Origin of the sequence: Jeotgalibacillus terrae (assembly GCF_016908195.1) — a bacterium.
Taxonomy (GTDB): domain Bacteria; phylum Bacillota; class Bacilli; order Bacillales; family Jeotgalibacillaceae; genus Jeotgalibacillus; species Jeotgalibacillus terrae.
In genome coordinates this window covers 43,314-59,566 of sequence record NZ_JAFBDK010000010.1, presented here as the reverse complement: position 1 = coordinate 59,566, position 16,253 = coordinate 43,314, and the positions used below count along the sequence as shown (strand labels likewise).

At 46.8% G+C, this 16,253-nt stretch carries 20 protein-coding genes; 10 read left to right on the top strand and 10 right to left on the bottom strand.

The genetic code is table 11. The features are described from left to right. Window positions 1-40 precede the first annotated feature (40 nt). The 9 genes from JOD21_RS11580 (at window position 41) to JOD21_RS11540 (ending at window position 8,861) form a co-directional block, all read left to right on the top strand. Window positions 41-1,255 (top strand): substrate-binding domain-containing protein, encoded by a 1,215-nt coding sequence (locus JOD21_RS11580; protein ID WP_204729773.1) that lies wholly within the window; start codon window positions 41-43, stop codon window positions 1,253-1,255. A 96-nt stretch (window positions 1,256-1,351) separates the two neighbouring features. After that, window positions 1,352-2,125, top strand: a complete 774-nt coding sequence (locus JOD21_RS11575) for an ABC transporter ATP-binding protein (RefSeq protein ID WP_204729772.1) — start codon at window positions 1,352-1,354, stop codon at window positions 2,123-2,125. Beyond that, complete coding sequence (locus JOD21_RS11570; protein WP_204729771.1) at window positions 2,100-2,807, top strand: ABC transporter ATP-binding protein; 708 nt, start codon at window positions 2,100-2,102, stop codon at window positions 2,805-2,807. The genes JOD21_RS11575 and JOD21_RS11570 overlap by 26 nt, the downstream gene beginning before the upstream one ends. 12 nt (window positions 2,808-2,819) lie before the next feature. Then, window positions 2,820-3,680: a branched-chain amino acid ABC transporter permease gene (locus tag JOD21_RS11565; protein WP_204729770.1), complete on the top strand. Its 861-nt coding sequence runs from the start codon at window positions 2,820-2,822 to the stop codon at window positions 3,678-3,680. A 4-nt stretch (window positions 3,681-3,684) separates the two neighbouring features. Then, window positions 3,685-4,692: a branched-chain amino acid ABC transporter permease gene (locus tag JOD21_RS11560; RefSeq protein ID WP_204729769.1), complete on the top strand. Its 1,008-nt coding sequence runs from the start codon at window positions 3,685-3,687 to the stop codon at window positions 4,690-4,692. Next, on the top strand, window positions 4,686-5,699 hold the full coding sequence (locus tag JOD21_RS11555) for a 3-oxoacyl-ACP synthase (protein ID WP_380269690.1): 1,014 nt from the start codon (window positions 4,686-4,688) through the stop codon (window positions 5,697-5,699). The genes JOD21_RS11560 and JOD21_RS11555 overlap by 7 nt, the downstream gene beginning before the upstream one ends. Next, window positions 5,696-6,589, top strand: coding sequence for an intracellular short-chain-length polyhydroxyalkanoate depolymerase (gene phaZ / locus JOD21_RS11550; RefSeq protein WP_204729767.1), 894 nt, complete (start codon window positions 5,696-5,698; stop codon window positions 6,587-6,589). Before JOD21_RS11555 ends, phaZ begins: the two co-directional genes overlap by 4 nt. Beyond that, window positions 6,589-7,329, top strand: coding sequence for a 3-oxoacyl-ACP reductase FabG (gene fabG / locus JOD21_RS11545; protein ID WP_204729766.1), 741 nt, complete (start codon window positions 6,589-6,591; stop codon window positions 7,327-7,329). The genes phaZ and fabG overlap by 1 nt, the downstream gene beginning before the upstream one ends. Before the next feature lie 14 nt (window positions 7,330-7,343). After that, complete coding sequence (locus tag JOD21_RS11540; protein ID WP_204729765.1) at window positions 7,344-8,861, top strand: class I adenylate-forming enzyme family protein; 1,518 nt, start codon at window positions 7,344-7,346, stop codon at window positions 8,859-8,861. 111 nt (window positions 8,862-8,972) lie between these two features. Here the strand turns inward: JOD21_RS11540 and JOD21_RS11535 are convergent, their stop codons facing one another. The 3 genes from JOD21_RS11535 to JOD21_RS11525 all read right to left on the bottom strand — a co-directional run bounded on the left by JOD21_RS11535 (window position 8,973) and on the right by JOD21_RS11525 (window position 9,934). Beyond that, window positions 8,973-9,290, bottom strand: a complete 318-nt coding sequence (locus JOD21_RS11535; protein WP_204729764.1) for a hypothetical protein — start codon at window positions 9,288-9,290, stop codon at window positions 8,973-8,975. A 139-nt stretch (window positions 9,291-9,429) separates the two neighbouring features. Continuing rightward, complete coding sequence (locus tag JOD21_RS11530; RefSeq protein WP_204729763.1) at window positions 9,430-9,651, bottom strand: hypothetical protein; 222 nt, start codon at window positions 9,649-9,651, stop codon at window positions 9,430-9,432. Window positions 9,652-9,724: 73 nt separating this feature from the next. Next, a complete protein-coding gene (locus JOD21_RS11525; RefSeq protein WP_204729762.1) occupies window positions 9,725-9,934 on the bottom strand; it encodes a hypothetical protein in 210 nt (69 codons plus the stop codon). Between the two features lie 191 nt (window positions 9,935-10,125). Between JOD21_RS11525 and JOD21_RS11520 the strand changes: the two genes are divergently transcribed. Next, entirely contained in the window at window positions 10,126-10,911 is a 786-nt protein-coding gene (locus tag JOD21_RS11520; RefSeq protein WP_204729761.1) for a serine/threonine protein kinase, read from the top strand. Between the two features lie 61 nt (window positions 10,912-10,972). On the opposite strand, the gene JOD21_RS11515 is transcribed toward JOD21_RS11520, so the two are convergent. The 7 genes from JOD21_RS11515 to JOD21_RS11485 form a co-directional block, all read right to left on the bottom strand. Further along, complete coding sequence (locus JOD21_RS11515; protein ID WP_204729760.1) at window positions 10,973-11,176, bottom strand: hypothetical protein; 204 nt, start codon at window positions 11,174-11,176, stop codon at window positions 10,973-10,975. A 135-nt stretch (window positions 11,177-11,311) separates the two neighbouring features. Then, entirely contained in the window at window positions 11,312-12,247 is a 936-nt protein-coding gene (locus JOD21_RS11510) for an aldo/keto reductase (protein ID WP_204729759.1), read from the bottom strand. A 28-nt stretch (window positions 12,248-12,275) separates the two neighbouring features. After that, window positions 12,276-12,761, bottom strand: coding sequence for a peptide-methionine (S)-S-oxide reductase (locus JOD21_RS11505; protein ID WP_204729758.1), 486 nt, complete (start codon window positions 12,759-12,761; stop codon window positions 12,276-12,278). A 143-nt stretch (window positions 12,762-12,904) separates the two neighbouring features. Beyond that, the gene (gene mmuM / locus JOD21_RS11500; RefSeq protein WP_204729757.1) at window positions 12,905-13,831 is read right to left on the bottom strand and encodes a homocysteine S-methyltransferase; all 927 of its coding nucleotides are present in this window, start codon (window positions 13,829-13,831) and stop codon (window positions 12,905-12,907) included. Window positions 13,832-13,858: 27 nt separating this feature from the next. Further along, a complete protein-coding gene (locus tag JOD21_RS11495) occupies window positions 13,859-14,602 on the bottom strand; it encodes an amino acid ABC transporter ATP-binding protein (protein ID WP_204729756.1) in 744 nt (247 codons plus the stop codon). Next, the gene (locus JOD21_RS11490; RefSeq protein ID WP_204729755.1) at window positions 14,602-15,321 is read right to left on the bottom strand and encodes an amino acid ABC transporter permease; all 720 of its coding nucleotides are present in this window, start codon (window positions 15,319-15,321) and stop codon (window positions 14,602-14,604) included. The genes JOD21_RS11495 and JOD21_RS11490 overlap by 1 nt, the downstream gene beginning before the upstream one ends. 21 nt (window positions 15,322-15,342) lie before the next feature. Continuing rightward, window positions 15,343-16,155, bottom strand: coding sequence for a transporter substrate-binding domain-containing protein (locus JOD21_RS11485; protein ID WP_204729754.1), 813 nt, complete (start codon window positions 16,153-16,155; stop codon window positions 15,343-15,345). Between the last annotated feature and the right edge of the window lie 98 nt (window positions 16,156-16,253).

The following is a 16,253-nucleotide window of genomic DNA, read 5'->3' as shown; positions in this document are numbered from 1 at the left end:
GAAAGAAAACGCTTTCAAAAAGAAGGGAAGGGGTAATACGATGATTAGAAAATGGGGTTCCACACTTGTGCTCTCCTCTGCTTTACTGCTCGCTGCCTGTGGAAATGAGGCTGATGGATCCGGAAGTGGCGGGTCAGGAGATGATGACACAGTCAAGGTCGGTGTACTGGCTTCACTGACAGGTGCACTTGAGTCTTACGGAAAGCAGACGCAGCGGGGATTTGAGCTTGGCCTTGAATATGCAACTGACGGCACCATGGAAGTCGCGGGTAAAAAAATTGAAGTGGTATTTGAAGATACAGAGACAAAGCCGGAGGTCGCCGTTCAGAAAGCGACAAAATTGCTTGAAGAAGATGAAGTTGATTTTCTGGTCGGCTCTTCAAGTTCAGGCGATACACTTGCCGTCCTTCCCCTTGCTGAGGAATATGAAAAAATCATGCTCGTTGAACCTGCTGTGGCTGACAGTATTACAGGCGAGGAATTCAACAAATACATTTTCAGAACAGCGCGTAACTCTTCCCAGGATGCCGTCGCCGGTGCTGCGGCTATTGCCGGTGAGGGTGTCAAAATCGCCACGTTCGCACCGGATTATTCATTCGGCTGGGATGGTGTAGCAGCATTTAAGGAAGCGGCTGAAGAGCTTGGCGCTGAGATTGTCCTGGAGGAATTCGCAGATCCGGCAGCAACTGACTTTACATCAAATCTTCAAAAAGTCATTGAAGCGGATCCGGATTACCTGTTCATCGTCTGGGCAGGCGCGAACTCTCCGTGGAACCAGATTGCTGATATGAAGCTTCAGGAAAAAGGTATTAAGATCTCAACCGGTGCACCGGATATTCCGGCACTGAGTATTATGGAGCCGCTCGTTGGCATGGAAGGCTTCAGCGTGTATTACCATACACTTCCTGATAACGAAATCAATGACTGGCTGGTTGAAGAACATAAAGCCCGCTATGACGGTGAAGTGCCTGATCTGTTTACACCGGGCGGGATGACGGCAGCCATTGCGATAGTGGATGCACTGAAGAAATCAGAAGGGTCTGTTGATGCCGATGAACTGATCGGCATCATGGAAGGCATGTCATTTGAAACGCCAAAAGGCACAATGACATTCCGCCCTGAGGATCACCAGGCACTGCAGACCATGTATTCGATCACGCTTGAAGAACAGGAAGGCGTGGATTATCCGGTTCCTGTGTTAGTGAAGGAGCTGTCACCTGAAGATACAGAACCACCTATTTTGAATAACCCATAACAGTTGAGGTGGGCAGACGACAATTGTCGTCTGTCCATATGCCGCAAGAACGGGCTCCTGGTCTTACGGCATATGGACAGGAAAGGAGGAAAACAAATGGCTTTATTAGAGACGAAAAACCTGACGATTCAATTCGGCGGACATACAGCAGTAGATCATGTTTCCTTTTCACTGCCTGAAAAGGAATTCAAATCAGTGATCGGGCCGAATGGGGCCGGGAAAACAACATTCTTTAACCTGTTAAGCGGTGAATTAAAGCCGACTGAGGGCGAGGTTTATTATAAAGGAAAATCACTGAACAAAGTCAGCGCCGTTGAAAGAACGCGGCGTGGGATCGGCCGGTCGTTTCAGATTACGAATGTATTTCCGAACCTGACTGTATTTGAAAATGTCAGACTCGCAGTTCAATCAAAGGAAAAGGTGCGCTATCCATTCTGGAAAAGCACGCGCTCCTATCACGGGCTGGCAGAGAAAACCCATGAGCTGTTAGAGCAGGTGCTGCTTGATAACAAGGCTCATATGATCGCTGCCCAGCTGTCACACGGAGAGAAACGGAAGCTTGAGATCGCGATGCTGCTCGCACTCGATACTGAGGTGCTGCTGCTTGATGAACCGACAGCCGGCATGTCGCTTGAGGAAGTACCGGCGATTTTGAATGTGATTCGTTCTATTAAGGATCAGGGTGATAAAACCATTTTGCTGATCGAACACAAAATGGATATGATTCTTGATCTTTCTGATTCCATTATGGTGCTATTCAACGGCCAGCTGCTGGCAGACGGAACGCCGGAAGATATTATGCAAAATGAAACCGTACAGCAAGCGTACCTGGGAGGATATGAGGATGGCAAATCTGTTAGAAATGCGTGACGTGCATACCTTTATAGGCGAATACCATATTTTGCAGGGCGTCAATTTCACAGCCCCAAAAGGCCAGGTCAGCGTATTGCTTGGACGCAACGGAGCCGGTAAGACAACGACACTGAAAACCATTATGGGCCTTCATCCCGCAAAAAGCGGAGCTGTTTTATTTGAGGGACAGCCGATTGAAAAGCTGCCTACACACAAAATTGCCAAAAGCGGTCTTGGATATGTACCGGAAGATCAGGGCATCTTCTCCACACTGACAGTGGAGGAAAACATCCGGGTTGCCATGCTGGATCAGTCAGATGCGACAGCGAAGCGGGTTGATTATGTCTTAACACTTTTCCCGGATCTGAAAAAGTTCTGGAAAAAAGACGGCGGCAACCTCTCAGGCGGACAAAAACAGATGCTCTCAATGGCAAGAGCCTTCGTTCAGGACAGCCGGCTGCTGCTGATTGATGAACCGTCTAAAGGACTTGCACCCGTTGTGATCGGGACAGTGATCGAAGCAATCCATGAACTGAAAAAACAATCGACTATTGTACTCGTGGAACAGAACTTCCGGATGGCGTCAATAGTAGGTGATACTTTTACGCTCATTGATGACGGCCGGACTGTTCATACCGGTGAAATGGGCTATCTGGTTGAAAATGAAGAAATGAAACGCAAATACCTCGGGATTGGCTAGGGAGGGAAACTGATGGAACTACTCATTAATTTATTTGTTAACGGCCTGTCAACGGGCATGCTGATTTTTTTACTCGCTGCAGGACTAACGTTGATTTTCGGGCTGATGAGCGTACTGAACTTTGCGCATGGCGGACTGTTTGTATGGGGCGCCTTCTCAGCTGTATGGGTCTATGCCACAACAGGCAGCTTTATGCTGTCGATTCTCGGAGCTGTAGTAACAGGCGTTGTGCTCGGCTTTGTGACAGAAAAGATTATTATCACCCCCGTTTACGGGAATCATGTCCAGCAGATTCTGATCACGCTCGGTTTTATGCTGGTGCTGACAGAAATGATTAAAGTTGTCTTCGGGCCTAATCAGCTTGCAGCCAAGGTGCCTCCATACCTTGACGGTAGCTGGGAGGTTGGTGATGTCATCCTGATTAAGTACCGGATGTTCATTATTTTAATCGGCTTTGCTGTGTTTGGCGTTATTCAGTTCATTTTAAAGCGTACAAAAGTCGGCTTAATTGTACGGGCCGGCGTATTGAATAAGGAAATGGTTCAGGCACTTGGGATCAATATTAAGCAGGTGTTTCTTTTTACCTTTATTGCCGGAGCAGCACTTGCTTCTCTGGGCGGCGCACTGATGGCGCCCTATTCCGGAGTTGTTTATGCCGAAATGGGTCTCGAGTTCGGCATACTGGCTTTTATTGTTGTCGTCATTGGCGGCATGGGCTCACTGCCCGGATCTCTGCTGGCCGCGATTCTGGTCGGCCTTGCCGGAAGCTTTATGGCTTATTATGTTCCCGCTTTATCGCTTGCCGTCAATATGATCCTGATGGCACTCGTACTAATTTTCAGACCGCAGGGATTATTTGCGGCAAAGGGGTGAAAGCATGTCAAAGGTATTATCACTGAATAAAAGCATTTATCTGATCATTGCACTTGCACTGCTGATCTTTCCATTTGTATCAGATTCGAGAACCTGGACGATTCTGCTCACACAGATTTTCATTTTTGCAATCCTGGCGATGAGCTATGATCTCCTGCTCGGTTATACCGGAATTGTATCATTCGGCCATGCAATGTTCTTTGGCATCGGCGCTTACACGACAGGGATTATGTTAGATACATTCGCGCCAACCCTGCTCTATTTTGTTCTTTCGATCGCTGTAGGATTTATTCTGGCTGCAGTTGTCAGCTTCTTCGTCGGCATTTTAACACTGCGACTGAAAAGCCATTACTTTGCTATGCTGACGCTTGCTTTATCCGGTCTGTTCCTTGTGGCAGCTGAGAAATGGCGCAGCCTGACTTATGGCAATGACGGCTTTACGTTCCGCGCACCCGAGATCTTTCAGGACCGGTTAGTCTTTTATCTGCTATCACTTGGCTGCCTGATTGCAGTATTTATCTTTTTAAAGCGATTTGTCTCATCTCCCATGGGACACGTGCTGATTTCAGTCAGGGAAAATGAAAACCGTACGGCCTCTCTCGGCTTTAACACGCTGCACTATAAAGTCATTGCATCCGTTGCAGCAGGTGTGATTGCCTCTCTTGCCGGATCACTTTATGCAGTCTCACTCCGTTTCGTCAACACGAGCGTCATGACAATGGATATTACGCTTGACGCCCTTTTGATGACGATTATCGGCGGGGTCGGTACACTTGTCGGCCCAATACTCGGCGCAGGTGTCATCGAGCTTGCCCAGCATTATCTGTCAGGGCTTGCAAGGGATTATCCGATCTTTGAACGCTGGATTATCCTGTTCGGTATTCTCTATATTATCGCTGTCATCTTCTTCCCGCGCGGCATTGTCGGCGGCATCCAGAGAGTGTTTGCAAAGCTTAGTGGCAAAAAAGTCAAAGCGGCCCGCCCGATCAAAAAGAGCGTGGTGAAATCATGACCGGTATTGCTGGAATCGGAAGCTATCTGCCGGACCGCTATATGACTGCTGACGAGATTGCAGAGCTGTCAGGTGTTCCGGAGACCGTGATCCGTGAAAAGATGGGCATTACAAAAAAGCCGGTTGCAGGACCTGAAGACCATACTGTTGAAATGGGTATACAGGCGGCTGAACAAGCACTCAAACAGGCAGCCATCAGCGCCAAACAGCTGGATCTGATCATTTATATCGGAGAAGAGCATAAGGAATACCCGCTCTGGACAGCTGCCATCTATATGCAGCAGCGCCTTGGCGCCACCCGTGCTTGGGGATTTGATGCGGCTCTCCGCTGCGGTACTACCATCATGGCCATGAAGCTTGCTAAAGATATGATGACAGCAGATCCGTCTATCCGCTATGTATTACTCGCCGGCGGTTACCGGAATGAAGACTTTATTGATTATCAGAATGAACGCACACGCTTTATGTTCAATCTCGCATCCGGAGGCGGGGCACTCGTGCTCTCAAAGGAAATGGCAGATAACGAGCTGCTCGGCAACTCAATCGTCACTGACGGCTCCTTTTCTGAAGACGTGATTGTACCTGTCGGCGGCACGAAAGCACCGCTCACAGCTGATGACCTGGCTGCAAACCGCTATAAGCTTGATGTCCCTGATCCACAGGGTATGAAAGCGCGCCTGGAAGCGAAGTCAATGCAGAACTTTCTGTTTGTCATCCGGGATGCGCTTGAAAAAAGCGGCTTTACACAGGCAGATATTGACTACCTCGGAATCCTTCATATGAAGCGTTCTGCCCATCAGTATGTCCTGCAGCAGCTCGGACTCCATGATGACCAATCAATTTACTTATCAGATTACGGCCATATCGGTCAGTTTGACCAGATTATCTCGTTGGAACTTGCGCTTGCTGAAAAGAAAATCAGACCCGGATCAGTTGTTGTGCTGGTCAGTGCCGGAATCGGCTATGCCTGGGGAGCGCAGGTGATTAAATGGAGGGAAGACGAATGACACTGAAAACTATACACCTGCAAAACGGCGAAGACATCACCTACCGCGTGCGTCCAGGCGGAGAAGAAGTGATCGTACTCGTACACGGGAATATGACCTCATCCAAACACTGGGACCTTCTCATTGAAGCACTCCCGTCAGACTATACAATATACGCTCCGGACCTTCGCGGGTTCGGTGGTTCAAGCTATCATGAACCAATTACATCAATCAAAAGCTTTTCTGAAGATCTTGCAGACTGGCTACAGCAGCTTGGACTGACCCGCTTCCATCTGGCCGGCTGGTCACTTGGCGGCGCTGTTGTGATGCAATATACGATCGATCACCCAGAAGCAGTGGCGTCCCTTATCCTTCTTGCATCCGCTTCTTCAAGAGGCTATCCTTTTGTGCAATATCTGGACCCTGATGACTTAACTAAGGTAAGACGGCTAACTACAAAGGAAGAGATTCAGCAGGATCCCCTCCGTACACAACATATTCAAGGGCTCTATGACAACAAGGACCGTGAAGGATTGAAAGCGGTATGGAATGCAGGCATTTACACACACAAACAGCCGGATGAAACGAGATATGAAGCGTACGTGGATGATATGCTCACGCAGCGTAATCTTGCAGACGTCTATTCAGCACTTAATACATTCAACATCAGTACCGTGTCAAATGAAGCAGCACAAGGAACAGGCGAAATTGATGCGATCAAAGCACCAGTATTGATCATCAGCGGAGACCGTGATCTGATTGTCCCGCAGCAGATGACAGATGAACTCGTCAGTGACTTCAACAGCCGCGCAAAACATGTTCAGCTCACAGATGCCGGGCATTCACCGCTTGTCGATCAGCTCGATGAACTTGTGCGTGTGATGGATGCGTTCATAAAGGAGGAGAAATAATGCGACTTAAAGATAAAACAGCCATCATTACAGGCGGGGCAAGCGGCATCGGCAGGGCAGCTGTTGAACGCTTTCTTGAAGAAGGAGCCCGCGTCGTGATTGCTGATTACAATCAGGACCAGGGTGAGCAGCTCGTCTCTGAGCTGACAGATCATCAGGGACGCGTGGCTTTCTGCCAGACAGATGTCTCAAATGAAGCACAGGCAAAAGCAGCTGTCGCTTTTACATTAGAAACCTTCGGACGCATTGACATACTGGTGAATAATGCAGGTATCACGCGTGATGCAATGTTTACCAAAATGACAGAGGATCAGTTTGATCAGGTGATGGATATTAACGTAAAAGGCGTCTTCCATATGACACACGCAGCGCTCCCCCACCTGATTGAACAGGGTTCCGGAAAGATTATTAACACCTCCTCTGTAAGCGGCGTCTACGGAAATGTCGGACAAACAAATTATGCAGCGTCTAAAGCTGCAGTGATCGGCATGACAAAATCGTGGGCAAAAGAGCTCGGCCGCAAAGGTATTCAGGTGAATGCTGTTGCCCCAGGATTCACCGCCACACCGATGGTTGAGAAAATGCCTGAAAAAATTATCGGTCAGATGACATCTGTCGTGTCCCTTCAGCGGCTCGCCAAACCACGGGATATCGCAAATGCCTATCTGTTCCTGGCTTCAGATGAAGCTGATTATGTACACGGACACGTACTGCACGTAGACGGCGGCATTATGATGTAGAAAGGGTGACTCTCATGAGCGCAACAACTCACTGGCTTCAAAAACGCATCAGCATGACACCAGCGGCTCCAGCGCTCGTGGACATTGATACGCAGGATTCCTGGACCTATCTGGACCTCGGCAGTAGGATTGGCTGCTGGCAGACATACCTCTCCCGCTTCAATATGAAAAAAGGAGATCGAATTGCGTTTCTCGGTGCCAACACGATCCACATGTTCCCGCTGCTTTTTGCCTGCAGCTATATGGGACTCGTTTTCACCCCGCTGAACATACGGCTGCACCCTGCTGAGATAAAAGCAATTCTTCAGGATGCTGACCCTGCGCTTGTCATTACAGATGAAGAGATGAAAAACCATATAGAACACAGCACATACCATGTGATCCAGCTTGATGATATCCTACAGGAAAAGCAGGATCAACCAATGACGGCCGGTGCGGCAGAGCCTGAAGCCATCTCTGTCATGATCTATACAGGCGGCACCACCGGCTCTCCAAAAGGCGTTATGCTTTCTAACCGTGCGATTGAATGGAACGCAATTAACACGATCGTTTCATGGGGACTGACTGAAGCAGACCGGACACTTACCTATATGCCGCTTTTTCATACAGGCGGACTGAATGCACTGGCCATGCCAATTTTAATGGCAGGCGGTCAGGTCATGACCGGCAACAAATTTCAGCCTGAAAAAGTGATCGGTGAACTGAATGATTATCAGATTACGATCGCCCTTTTCGTACCGACCATGTATCAGATGATGATCAATACAGGAAAGCTGGGGAACCGGCCATTTCCTTCAATGAAAACATTTCTCTCAGGAGGCGCACCGTGCCCGCTGTCGATCTATCAATATTTCGAACAGCATCAGCTTCCCTTTAAACAGGGTTATGGATTATCAGAAGCCGGTCCGAACAATTTTATGATGCCGCTTGATGACGCCCAGCGTTATAAAGGTTCTGTCGGCAAACCGATGATCTACGCAGATATCGGGTTATTTGATGAAGAAGGTCATGAAATCCAGACGCCGCATACGCCAGGGGAAATCCGGATTAAAGGACCCCATCTCTTTTCCGGTTACTGGCAGCGCCCGGATGAGTCAAAAGCGGCTTTCCACAATGGCTGGTTCAAAACGGGCGACCTTGCAGAACTTGATACAAACGGAAATTACACCATCAGAGGACGTAAAAAGGAAATGATTATCTCAGGCGGCGAAAATATTTATCCCCAGGAAATCGAAACTGTACTTAATCTGCTGGCAGGCGTCCGCGATCAGGCAGTCATTGGCCGGCACGATGACCAATGGGGTGAGGTACCGGTCGCATTTGTCTCCTTATCTGACCAACACTTAACCGTCAGTCAAATTCGCACGCACTGCCAGGCACATCTGTCCGGCTATAAATGCCCGGCACAGATTTATATCGTTCCGGAGCTGCCCAAAACAGCTGTGGGGAAGCTTGATAAGCGGATGTTGCAAAAGTGGAGTGAGGATGGTGAAGTAAGAGAAGGGAGAAATTCACTGCCGATTGATGCGTGAGTGCGGAATTACCTGCAGAGATCTTCATATTTGTCATAGTAAAAACGGAAATGGATATCCAGAGACACATCTCTGAATATCCATTTCCGTTTTTATTCATAAGCACCTACTTTAAATGTAAATGGCAATCGTCATCACCAGGCTAACGACTGTATAGAGAGAAGCTCCATAGAACAATACCCCTATGTAGGCTTTAAACCCTTCATTTTTCTCTACTCTTCCAACTGCCTGACTGGCTTCGAAGGTAAGTCCTCCCGATAAAAAGCCCCCGCTACTGCTGAAAAACAATAATACAGCTGTCAGTCCTACTCCGATGAAGAAGCTCCACTCAACATACGAGTAAGGGATGATTAAACTTCCAATCCATACGACGATCCCGATCAATACTGCAGTAACAATAGACCATAACAATAATTTTTTCAGTTTCACCAACCCCTTATATCATACGTATAAGAAAAAAACTGTAAAATAGTTTCAATTTTCTGCATATGTCCGTAAGGTTGATGTCGGTCGGGCTGGTAAACTTTAAAGTTCCAAAACAGGAAAACGCATGTCAATCTGATTATTTCTATGTATAAATTGAAAAACAGGACACAACAAGCCCAATACTGATGACTCCCCAAATAGTCGTTGCCCTAATGTACCAAATCACCGGTTTTACCGCAGCCGGATCGGCATCAGGGTTATTTTTCACGTACGCAAGCCTAGCTTTGACAGATCTTGAAGCAGCTAGGAGAACAATCAATCCAATCATAAAAAAAGCAATTGTGATCCACCATAATAAGTTCATTTGTGAGCCTCCCGGGTAATTGATTTTAAACGTTATGACTTTGGAAAAAATGGCTTATTAAATAACTTACACTTCATGCCTCATGCTTCTTAACCCTGTCGAGCAGCATTCTGAAAAGCACAATAATCGTATTGATCACAAAGATAACCACTGCCACAGCCAGTGCGCCTAATAAGTAATTAAAATCACCAGGAACAGTGATCTGCATGCCAATTGCAACACCTGTGAAGGACAATAGAGCATACCAGCTATATTTCCAGCGGGATTCTAAATGATGCTTCATGCGTCATCCTCCTGAAGTTTATATATAAAATGTCTTTATCTCCTGTTTTATAAGAATTTTTAAATACTATACCTGATTATACCATTTAACCTCCTTTTATGAAGGATACCTGGATATAAACGGATGTCAGTTCATCGTTCTCACGGGGTCTGATATGATAGATACAAAATCGCAAAAACATAGAGGTGCGCATGGAAACTGTACACTGGTTAATCAAAAAAGCACGTCAGAAAATCATGGACCATCAATATTTGATCAATGAAGTTCTGGCTGACCGATATAAAATTGAAAAGGTACTGCAGAATGGAAGCTACGGAATCATTTATTTGTGTGAGGACCTGCACACCGGCACACAATGCGTTGTCAAACAGATGCGTAAAAGCAAGGGAAAAGAAAACACAGAGAATTACCACCAGGAGACTACGATCCTGCAGCAGCTGAGTCATCCGGGGATCCCCGCACTCATCGAAACTTTTTCATTTGAGGATAAACAGTTCTTTTCAATGGAATTTGTTGAGGGAAAAAATGTAGAGGATACATTATTCGCAACAGGACAGCAGTATACAGAGAAAGAATGTCTGGAAATCGTTCGCAAGCTGACCGGAATCGTTTGTTATATACACCAGCAGGGCGTGTACCATGGCGATATCAGAATTCCGAATGTACTACTTCATCACAGCCACCTCTACCTGATCGATTTTGGCCTCGCCAGCAATCTCCATACAGATAAGAGGCTGAAAAAGCAGCAGGCACTGCTTGCTCAGGATGATTTTTTTGACGTAGGCGATTTTCTGCTTTTTCTTCTTTACTCCTCTTATGACGGCAAAATAAAAAAGAGAGGCTCCTGGACTGAAGAGCTCAGCCTCCACCCACAAACAACACTGCTGCTGAAACGGCTGCTGAATATAACCGAACCGTACCAGCAATGTGAAGAGATTCAGTCTGATCTAGAAAAGGCGATCAGCCAGCTTACCTGATAGACATGAAAAAACTCCACTTTGCAGAGCAGAGTGGAGTCTCTTTCAGCTGATGTGATGATCAGCTGCTGGAATAATGTCTATTGTTTTTGTAACGGCCTGAACCACCATACGGGTTGCGTCCGCGCCGGCTGCTACTGCTGCTCCCGCGATAGCCGCGCCTCTTCCCGCTGCTTGAACCGTGACGGTAATGCCTTCTGCGTCCACTGCTGCTGCCACGCTTTTTCAGTTCTTTGGAAATGCCTTTAAGAATTTTCTTAAACATTGAGCATCCTCCCTTTTTGAGGTGTTCCATATTTACAGGTAAAGACACCTTCTATCTAAAGCATAAAGCGGCGGGTGATTTTGCACAACTAATATCCTTTAGATATAGTTCTTGTCACAAAGGCTTCAAACACCATTACCACGGAAGATCAGCATTCCTGACCTCTCTTCTCCAAAAAACCTTTAATTCACTGATGATTTCCGGTGATAAGCGGCCTTCTGAAGCAGAACGATTCTGATTGAATTGCTGAATATCTTTTGCTCCGGGAATGATGGTGGAGACTTCTGTATGAGACAGAATAAACTGCAGTGCAGCCTGTGCCATAGAAACATCTTCACCTAAAATTGTCCGGACCTGTTCGACCAGCTTTCCTCTTTGCTCAATCTCATCAGCGCTCCATCTGCTTCTGATGCCACTGAACGTGCTGCCGGTATTATATTTACCACTCAGCCACCCTGAATCAAGTGGAACCTTGGTAATCACGCCTACACCTTTACCCGCAGCCGATTTCATCGCGTCAGCAGGCTCCTGATGAAAAAGATTAAACATCACTTCAATTACCTGACTATCCGTTTTGTTCAACAGCTCATACATCTCTTTTCCTGTATCCACGGAAGCCCCGTACGCTCTGATTTTCCCCTGACTTTTCAATTTTTTCAGCACTTCAAACTGCGGGCTATCACCATCGAGACTTGAAAATGGCGGGTTATGAAGCAACAGGCTGTCAAGATAGTCTGTCTGTAAACGCTGCAGACTGCCTTCCACTGATTCGATCAGCTTGTCAGGATCAAAGCTTTGTTCCCCGTTCTGGTGGTGGCCGCATTTACTGCTGATGATCACCTGATCCCTTTTTCCTTTAAAAGCTTTTCCAAGCAGTTCTTCACTTTTCCCCGAACCATAGTTAGGTGCGGTATCAAAAAAGTTACATCCGGCATCCATTGCCTCACTTACTAAATGAATCGCTGCAGCATCCGTCATGCTGCCCCAATCTTTTTCATTCCCTAACTGCCACGCGCCAAATCCCACCTCTGACACCTGAATTCCTGTGGTTCCCAAGTACCGTTGCTTCATATCGTTTTCCCCACTTCCTTTTACTTCTTTACTGATCTACTCGTTCCCGGTATTTATTCAACAGCTCATCGGAAATATGACAATAATCATCCGGACACTTATCGAGCCGGTCCTGATGCTCCTCTGCACTCCGAACATAATTCGTGAGCGGCAGTACTTCAACCGCAATACGGCCAGCATCATCTCTCTTTTTGATAAATGTCCGCGCCACTACGAGATGCCGTGGATCTTCACTATATACACCTGTTCTGTATTTCTCGCCAACATCAATCCCCTGTTTGTTCACACTATACGGATCAATGATTTCAAAAAAGTAGCCCATCAGTTGTTCCATCGTGACGACCTCTGGATCAAACTCAGTTTTTACGCATTCCGCAAACCCGTCGTAGTCACCATCAAGTGTACCCGTTGATCCGTTCGCTCTTCCCGCCTCAGTTGAAGTCACGCCGGGCAGCGTTTTGATAAATGCCTGCACACCCCAAAGGCAGCCTCCTGCAAAATAGACAGTTTCCATTTGGTTCACCTCAATATGTAAATGATTAGATACTATAGTTAATTGTATCATTCCTGCGATTCATCTTTTCAAAACGATCAATCACATCATTTAATAAAAAAGATCAGGCATCACATTCATCTGCCTGATCTCTACTCACTATGTTATTTGCGTGCCCATGCAGCAATCACTCTAATATCCTCAGGTGTAGTTCGGCAGCAGCCGCCAATGATCTGCGCACCTGCTTGATGCCACTTCTTTGCATCCTCTGCAAACTGATGTGACGAGGATTCTCCGCCCCACACCTTAGTCACTGCATCATACTCTTCACCTGAGTTCGGGTACACAATTACCGGTTTGTCCGTCCAGGTTTTTACTTCTTTAATCAGGGACTCAATCGTCTCCGGTGCTGAGCAGTTAATGCCGACTGCCACCACCTGGCCCTGATCATTCAGCCACTTCGCACAGTCAGCTATTTTTTCACCGTCGCTGATATGTAAGTGATCCTTCGCGCTGAAGCTGACCCATGCAGTCACATCAGGGAATTCCTTCAATACCTCAACGATCGCTTTCGCTTCCTCAAGACACGGAATCGTTTCGCACGCTAACAGATCAGCACCTGCTTCAACTAACACTTTGATTCTGTCTTTGTGAAAGGCAACCAGTTCATCAAAGCCTGCAGCATAATTACCACGGTATTCTGATCCGTCTGACAGATAAGCGCCATATGGACCGACTGAGGCTGCGACTAAAGGCTTTGGACGGTCCGGCTGCCCGGCCCAGAATTCATCGCGCGCATCTGCTGCAAGCTGCACTGACTTCATAATCAGATCGATGGCTTCCTCCTTGGAAAGTCCCCTTCGCTGGTACCCTTCAATCGTTGCCTGATAGCTGGCTGTGATCGCACAGTCTGCGCCTGCTTCAAAATAATCAAGGTGAACTTTTTTAATCAGCTCCGGATTTTCCATCAGAATTTTTGCTGACCACAGCTGATCATTCAAATCACACCCATAGCCCTCAAGCTCTGTTGCAAGAGCACCATCAAGAATGATGATGGGATAGTCTTTCAATATATGTTCAATCGGGTTCACGCCAAACCATCCTTTCTATCGCCAGATCTATTCCTCTGACCGCTTTGATCTTTTTAAAAATTGGTTCGTTCTTTCCATTTTCGCATAATTGAACATCTGATCAGGCATTCCTTCTTCTACAATCAGACCATCCTCCATAAAGACCACCCTGTCAGAGATTTCACGCGCAAACTGCAGCTCATGAGTCACAATGAGCATTGTTTTCCCTTCTTCAGCCACACTCTTAATCGTGGCAAGCACACCGTCCACGAGCTCCGGGTCGAGCGAAGAGGTTGGCTCATCAAATAATAAAACCTTTGGATTCAGGGCCATCGCCCGTGCAATGCCGACCCGCTGCTGCTGACCGCCTGAAAGCTGTGCAGGATAATGATCGAGCCGGTTGGATAGCCCGACTTTTTCAAGGATTTCAAGACTTGTTTCTTTCGCCTGCTCCTTTTTCAATTGTTTCACACTTGTTAAGCCGACCATCACGTTTTGCAGCACAGTCAGGTTTTTAAACAGGTTATACTGCTGAAAAACCATTCCGGTTGCCGTTCTTAAAGCCAGAACTTCGGACTTCCCTGCTGATTCAGCGTTCACTTTTTTACTATCAAGCTCAACAGTTCCGCTCGTCGGCTGCTCGAGAAAGTTGATACACCTCAGAAGTGTTGACTTCCCTGAACCGCTCGGCCCTAAAATCGATACAACCTCTCCTTCATGAATGTTCAAATCTATTCCTTTCAGCACATGCTGACTATCGTAATACTTATGAATGTTCTCAAGTTTAATCATCACGCAATCCCTCTTTCATATCTGCGGGCCCGCTTTTCAAGTCTGACCAGCAGCCGTTCGACAACGATACAAAGAATCCAGTAGACAATTGATACCGCGATATACACTTCAAAAAATGCCAGACCGCGTGATCCGAGAATTTTCGCCTGTCCCATCACGTCCACGACACCAATAATGAATACAAGGGACGTATCCTTAATCGTGCTGATGAACATATTTCCAAGGTTAGGAATCGCAACTGTCAAAGCCTGCGGGAAAATGATTTTCGTCATCATCTGCACCGGGCTCATTCCGATTGCTTTCGCCGCTTCAAACTGCCCGCGATCAACCGATTCAATTGCAGAGCGGATTGTCTCTGACAGGTAAGCTCCCAGGTTGATTGAAAACGCCATTAACGCGTACATCTCAGGTGATATACTGTTCACATCTGCCGATAAAAGCACACCGTATTCAATCTGCAGGTAATAGATCACTTTCGGTATCCCGTAAAACACAAGGTAGATCTGAACGAGTAAAGGCGTTCCCCTGATAAACGAGACATAGATTGATGTAATAACGCTCAATACAGGCACCTTATAAATTTTAATTAATGCCGTCGCAAGCCCGATGAACAGGCTGATCACCATAGAGCCCACTGCGATGCCAATCGTAATGGGCAGACGCGACAAAATCGTGGGAAAGCTCTCTATGATAAAGCTGATATCCAGTAAATTTTCCATTCTCTCGTACCCTCCGGACGCTTATTCAGGAATGTATTCTCCGCCTGTCCATTTCTGTGACAGTTCAGCTAATGTACCATCCTGCTTCAGTTGCTTTAGAATCGGGTCAATTAACGCCTTAAACTCCTCGCCTTTTTCCCCGTGCTTCAGCACAATGCCCATCTGATCATTCACAAGAGACTGTCCGACGATCTCAACGCCAAGTTCATTTTTCTCAAGTACAGCATTCATCATAATCGGGTCATTCACATACGCATCCACGCGTTCATTCTGTACATCCTGTAAAATCTCAGCAGGCGTTCCGCTTTCACTGTACGTTAACTCAATCGGAGTATCTGCAGTCTCGTTATACTCTTCAAGCAGCAGCGTATAGGAATCACCCGCGAGCGCACCAACCTTCTTTCCTTCAAGATCCTCAATGGTCTGAATATCCTCTCTGCCTTCCTTCACCGCAATGACTGTTTCAGCTGCAAAGTAGGACTCATCTGTAAATAAATACTTCTCCTCACGCTCAGGTGTTTTGGCTACTTGATCAGCAACCGCCTGAATTTTATTGGATTCAAGCGAAAGAAACATACTGTCCCACGGAACCGCAGTGAACTCGAATGTATAACCATCCAGCTCTTCATCGATGGCTTTCACCACATCAACGTCATAGCCTGTCAGCTCATTATTGTCATCTGCAAATGCAAATGGCGGATAATCATTCTGTGTCCCGACGATAATGACCTCATCACCGTTTGCCGCCGTGGTCTCCTCTGAAGAACAGCCGCTTAATACAACGGCCCCGGTTAGTAAAAATAGTGATAAAAATAAAGGTTGATGTTTTTTCATTATGTACGCTCCTTTTATACAGGTAATGTCAGTTCAAATGATGGTTCATCCCTAAAAAACAGTCTTCTTTTTGCGAAAGTCATTGCGCCCCTTTCGAT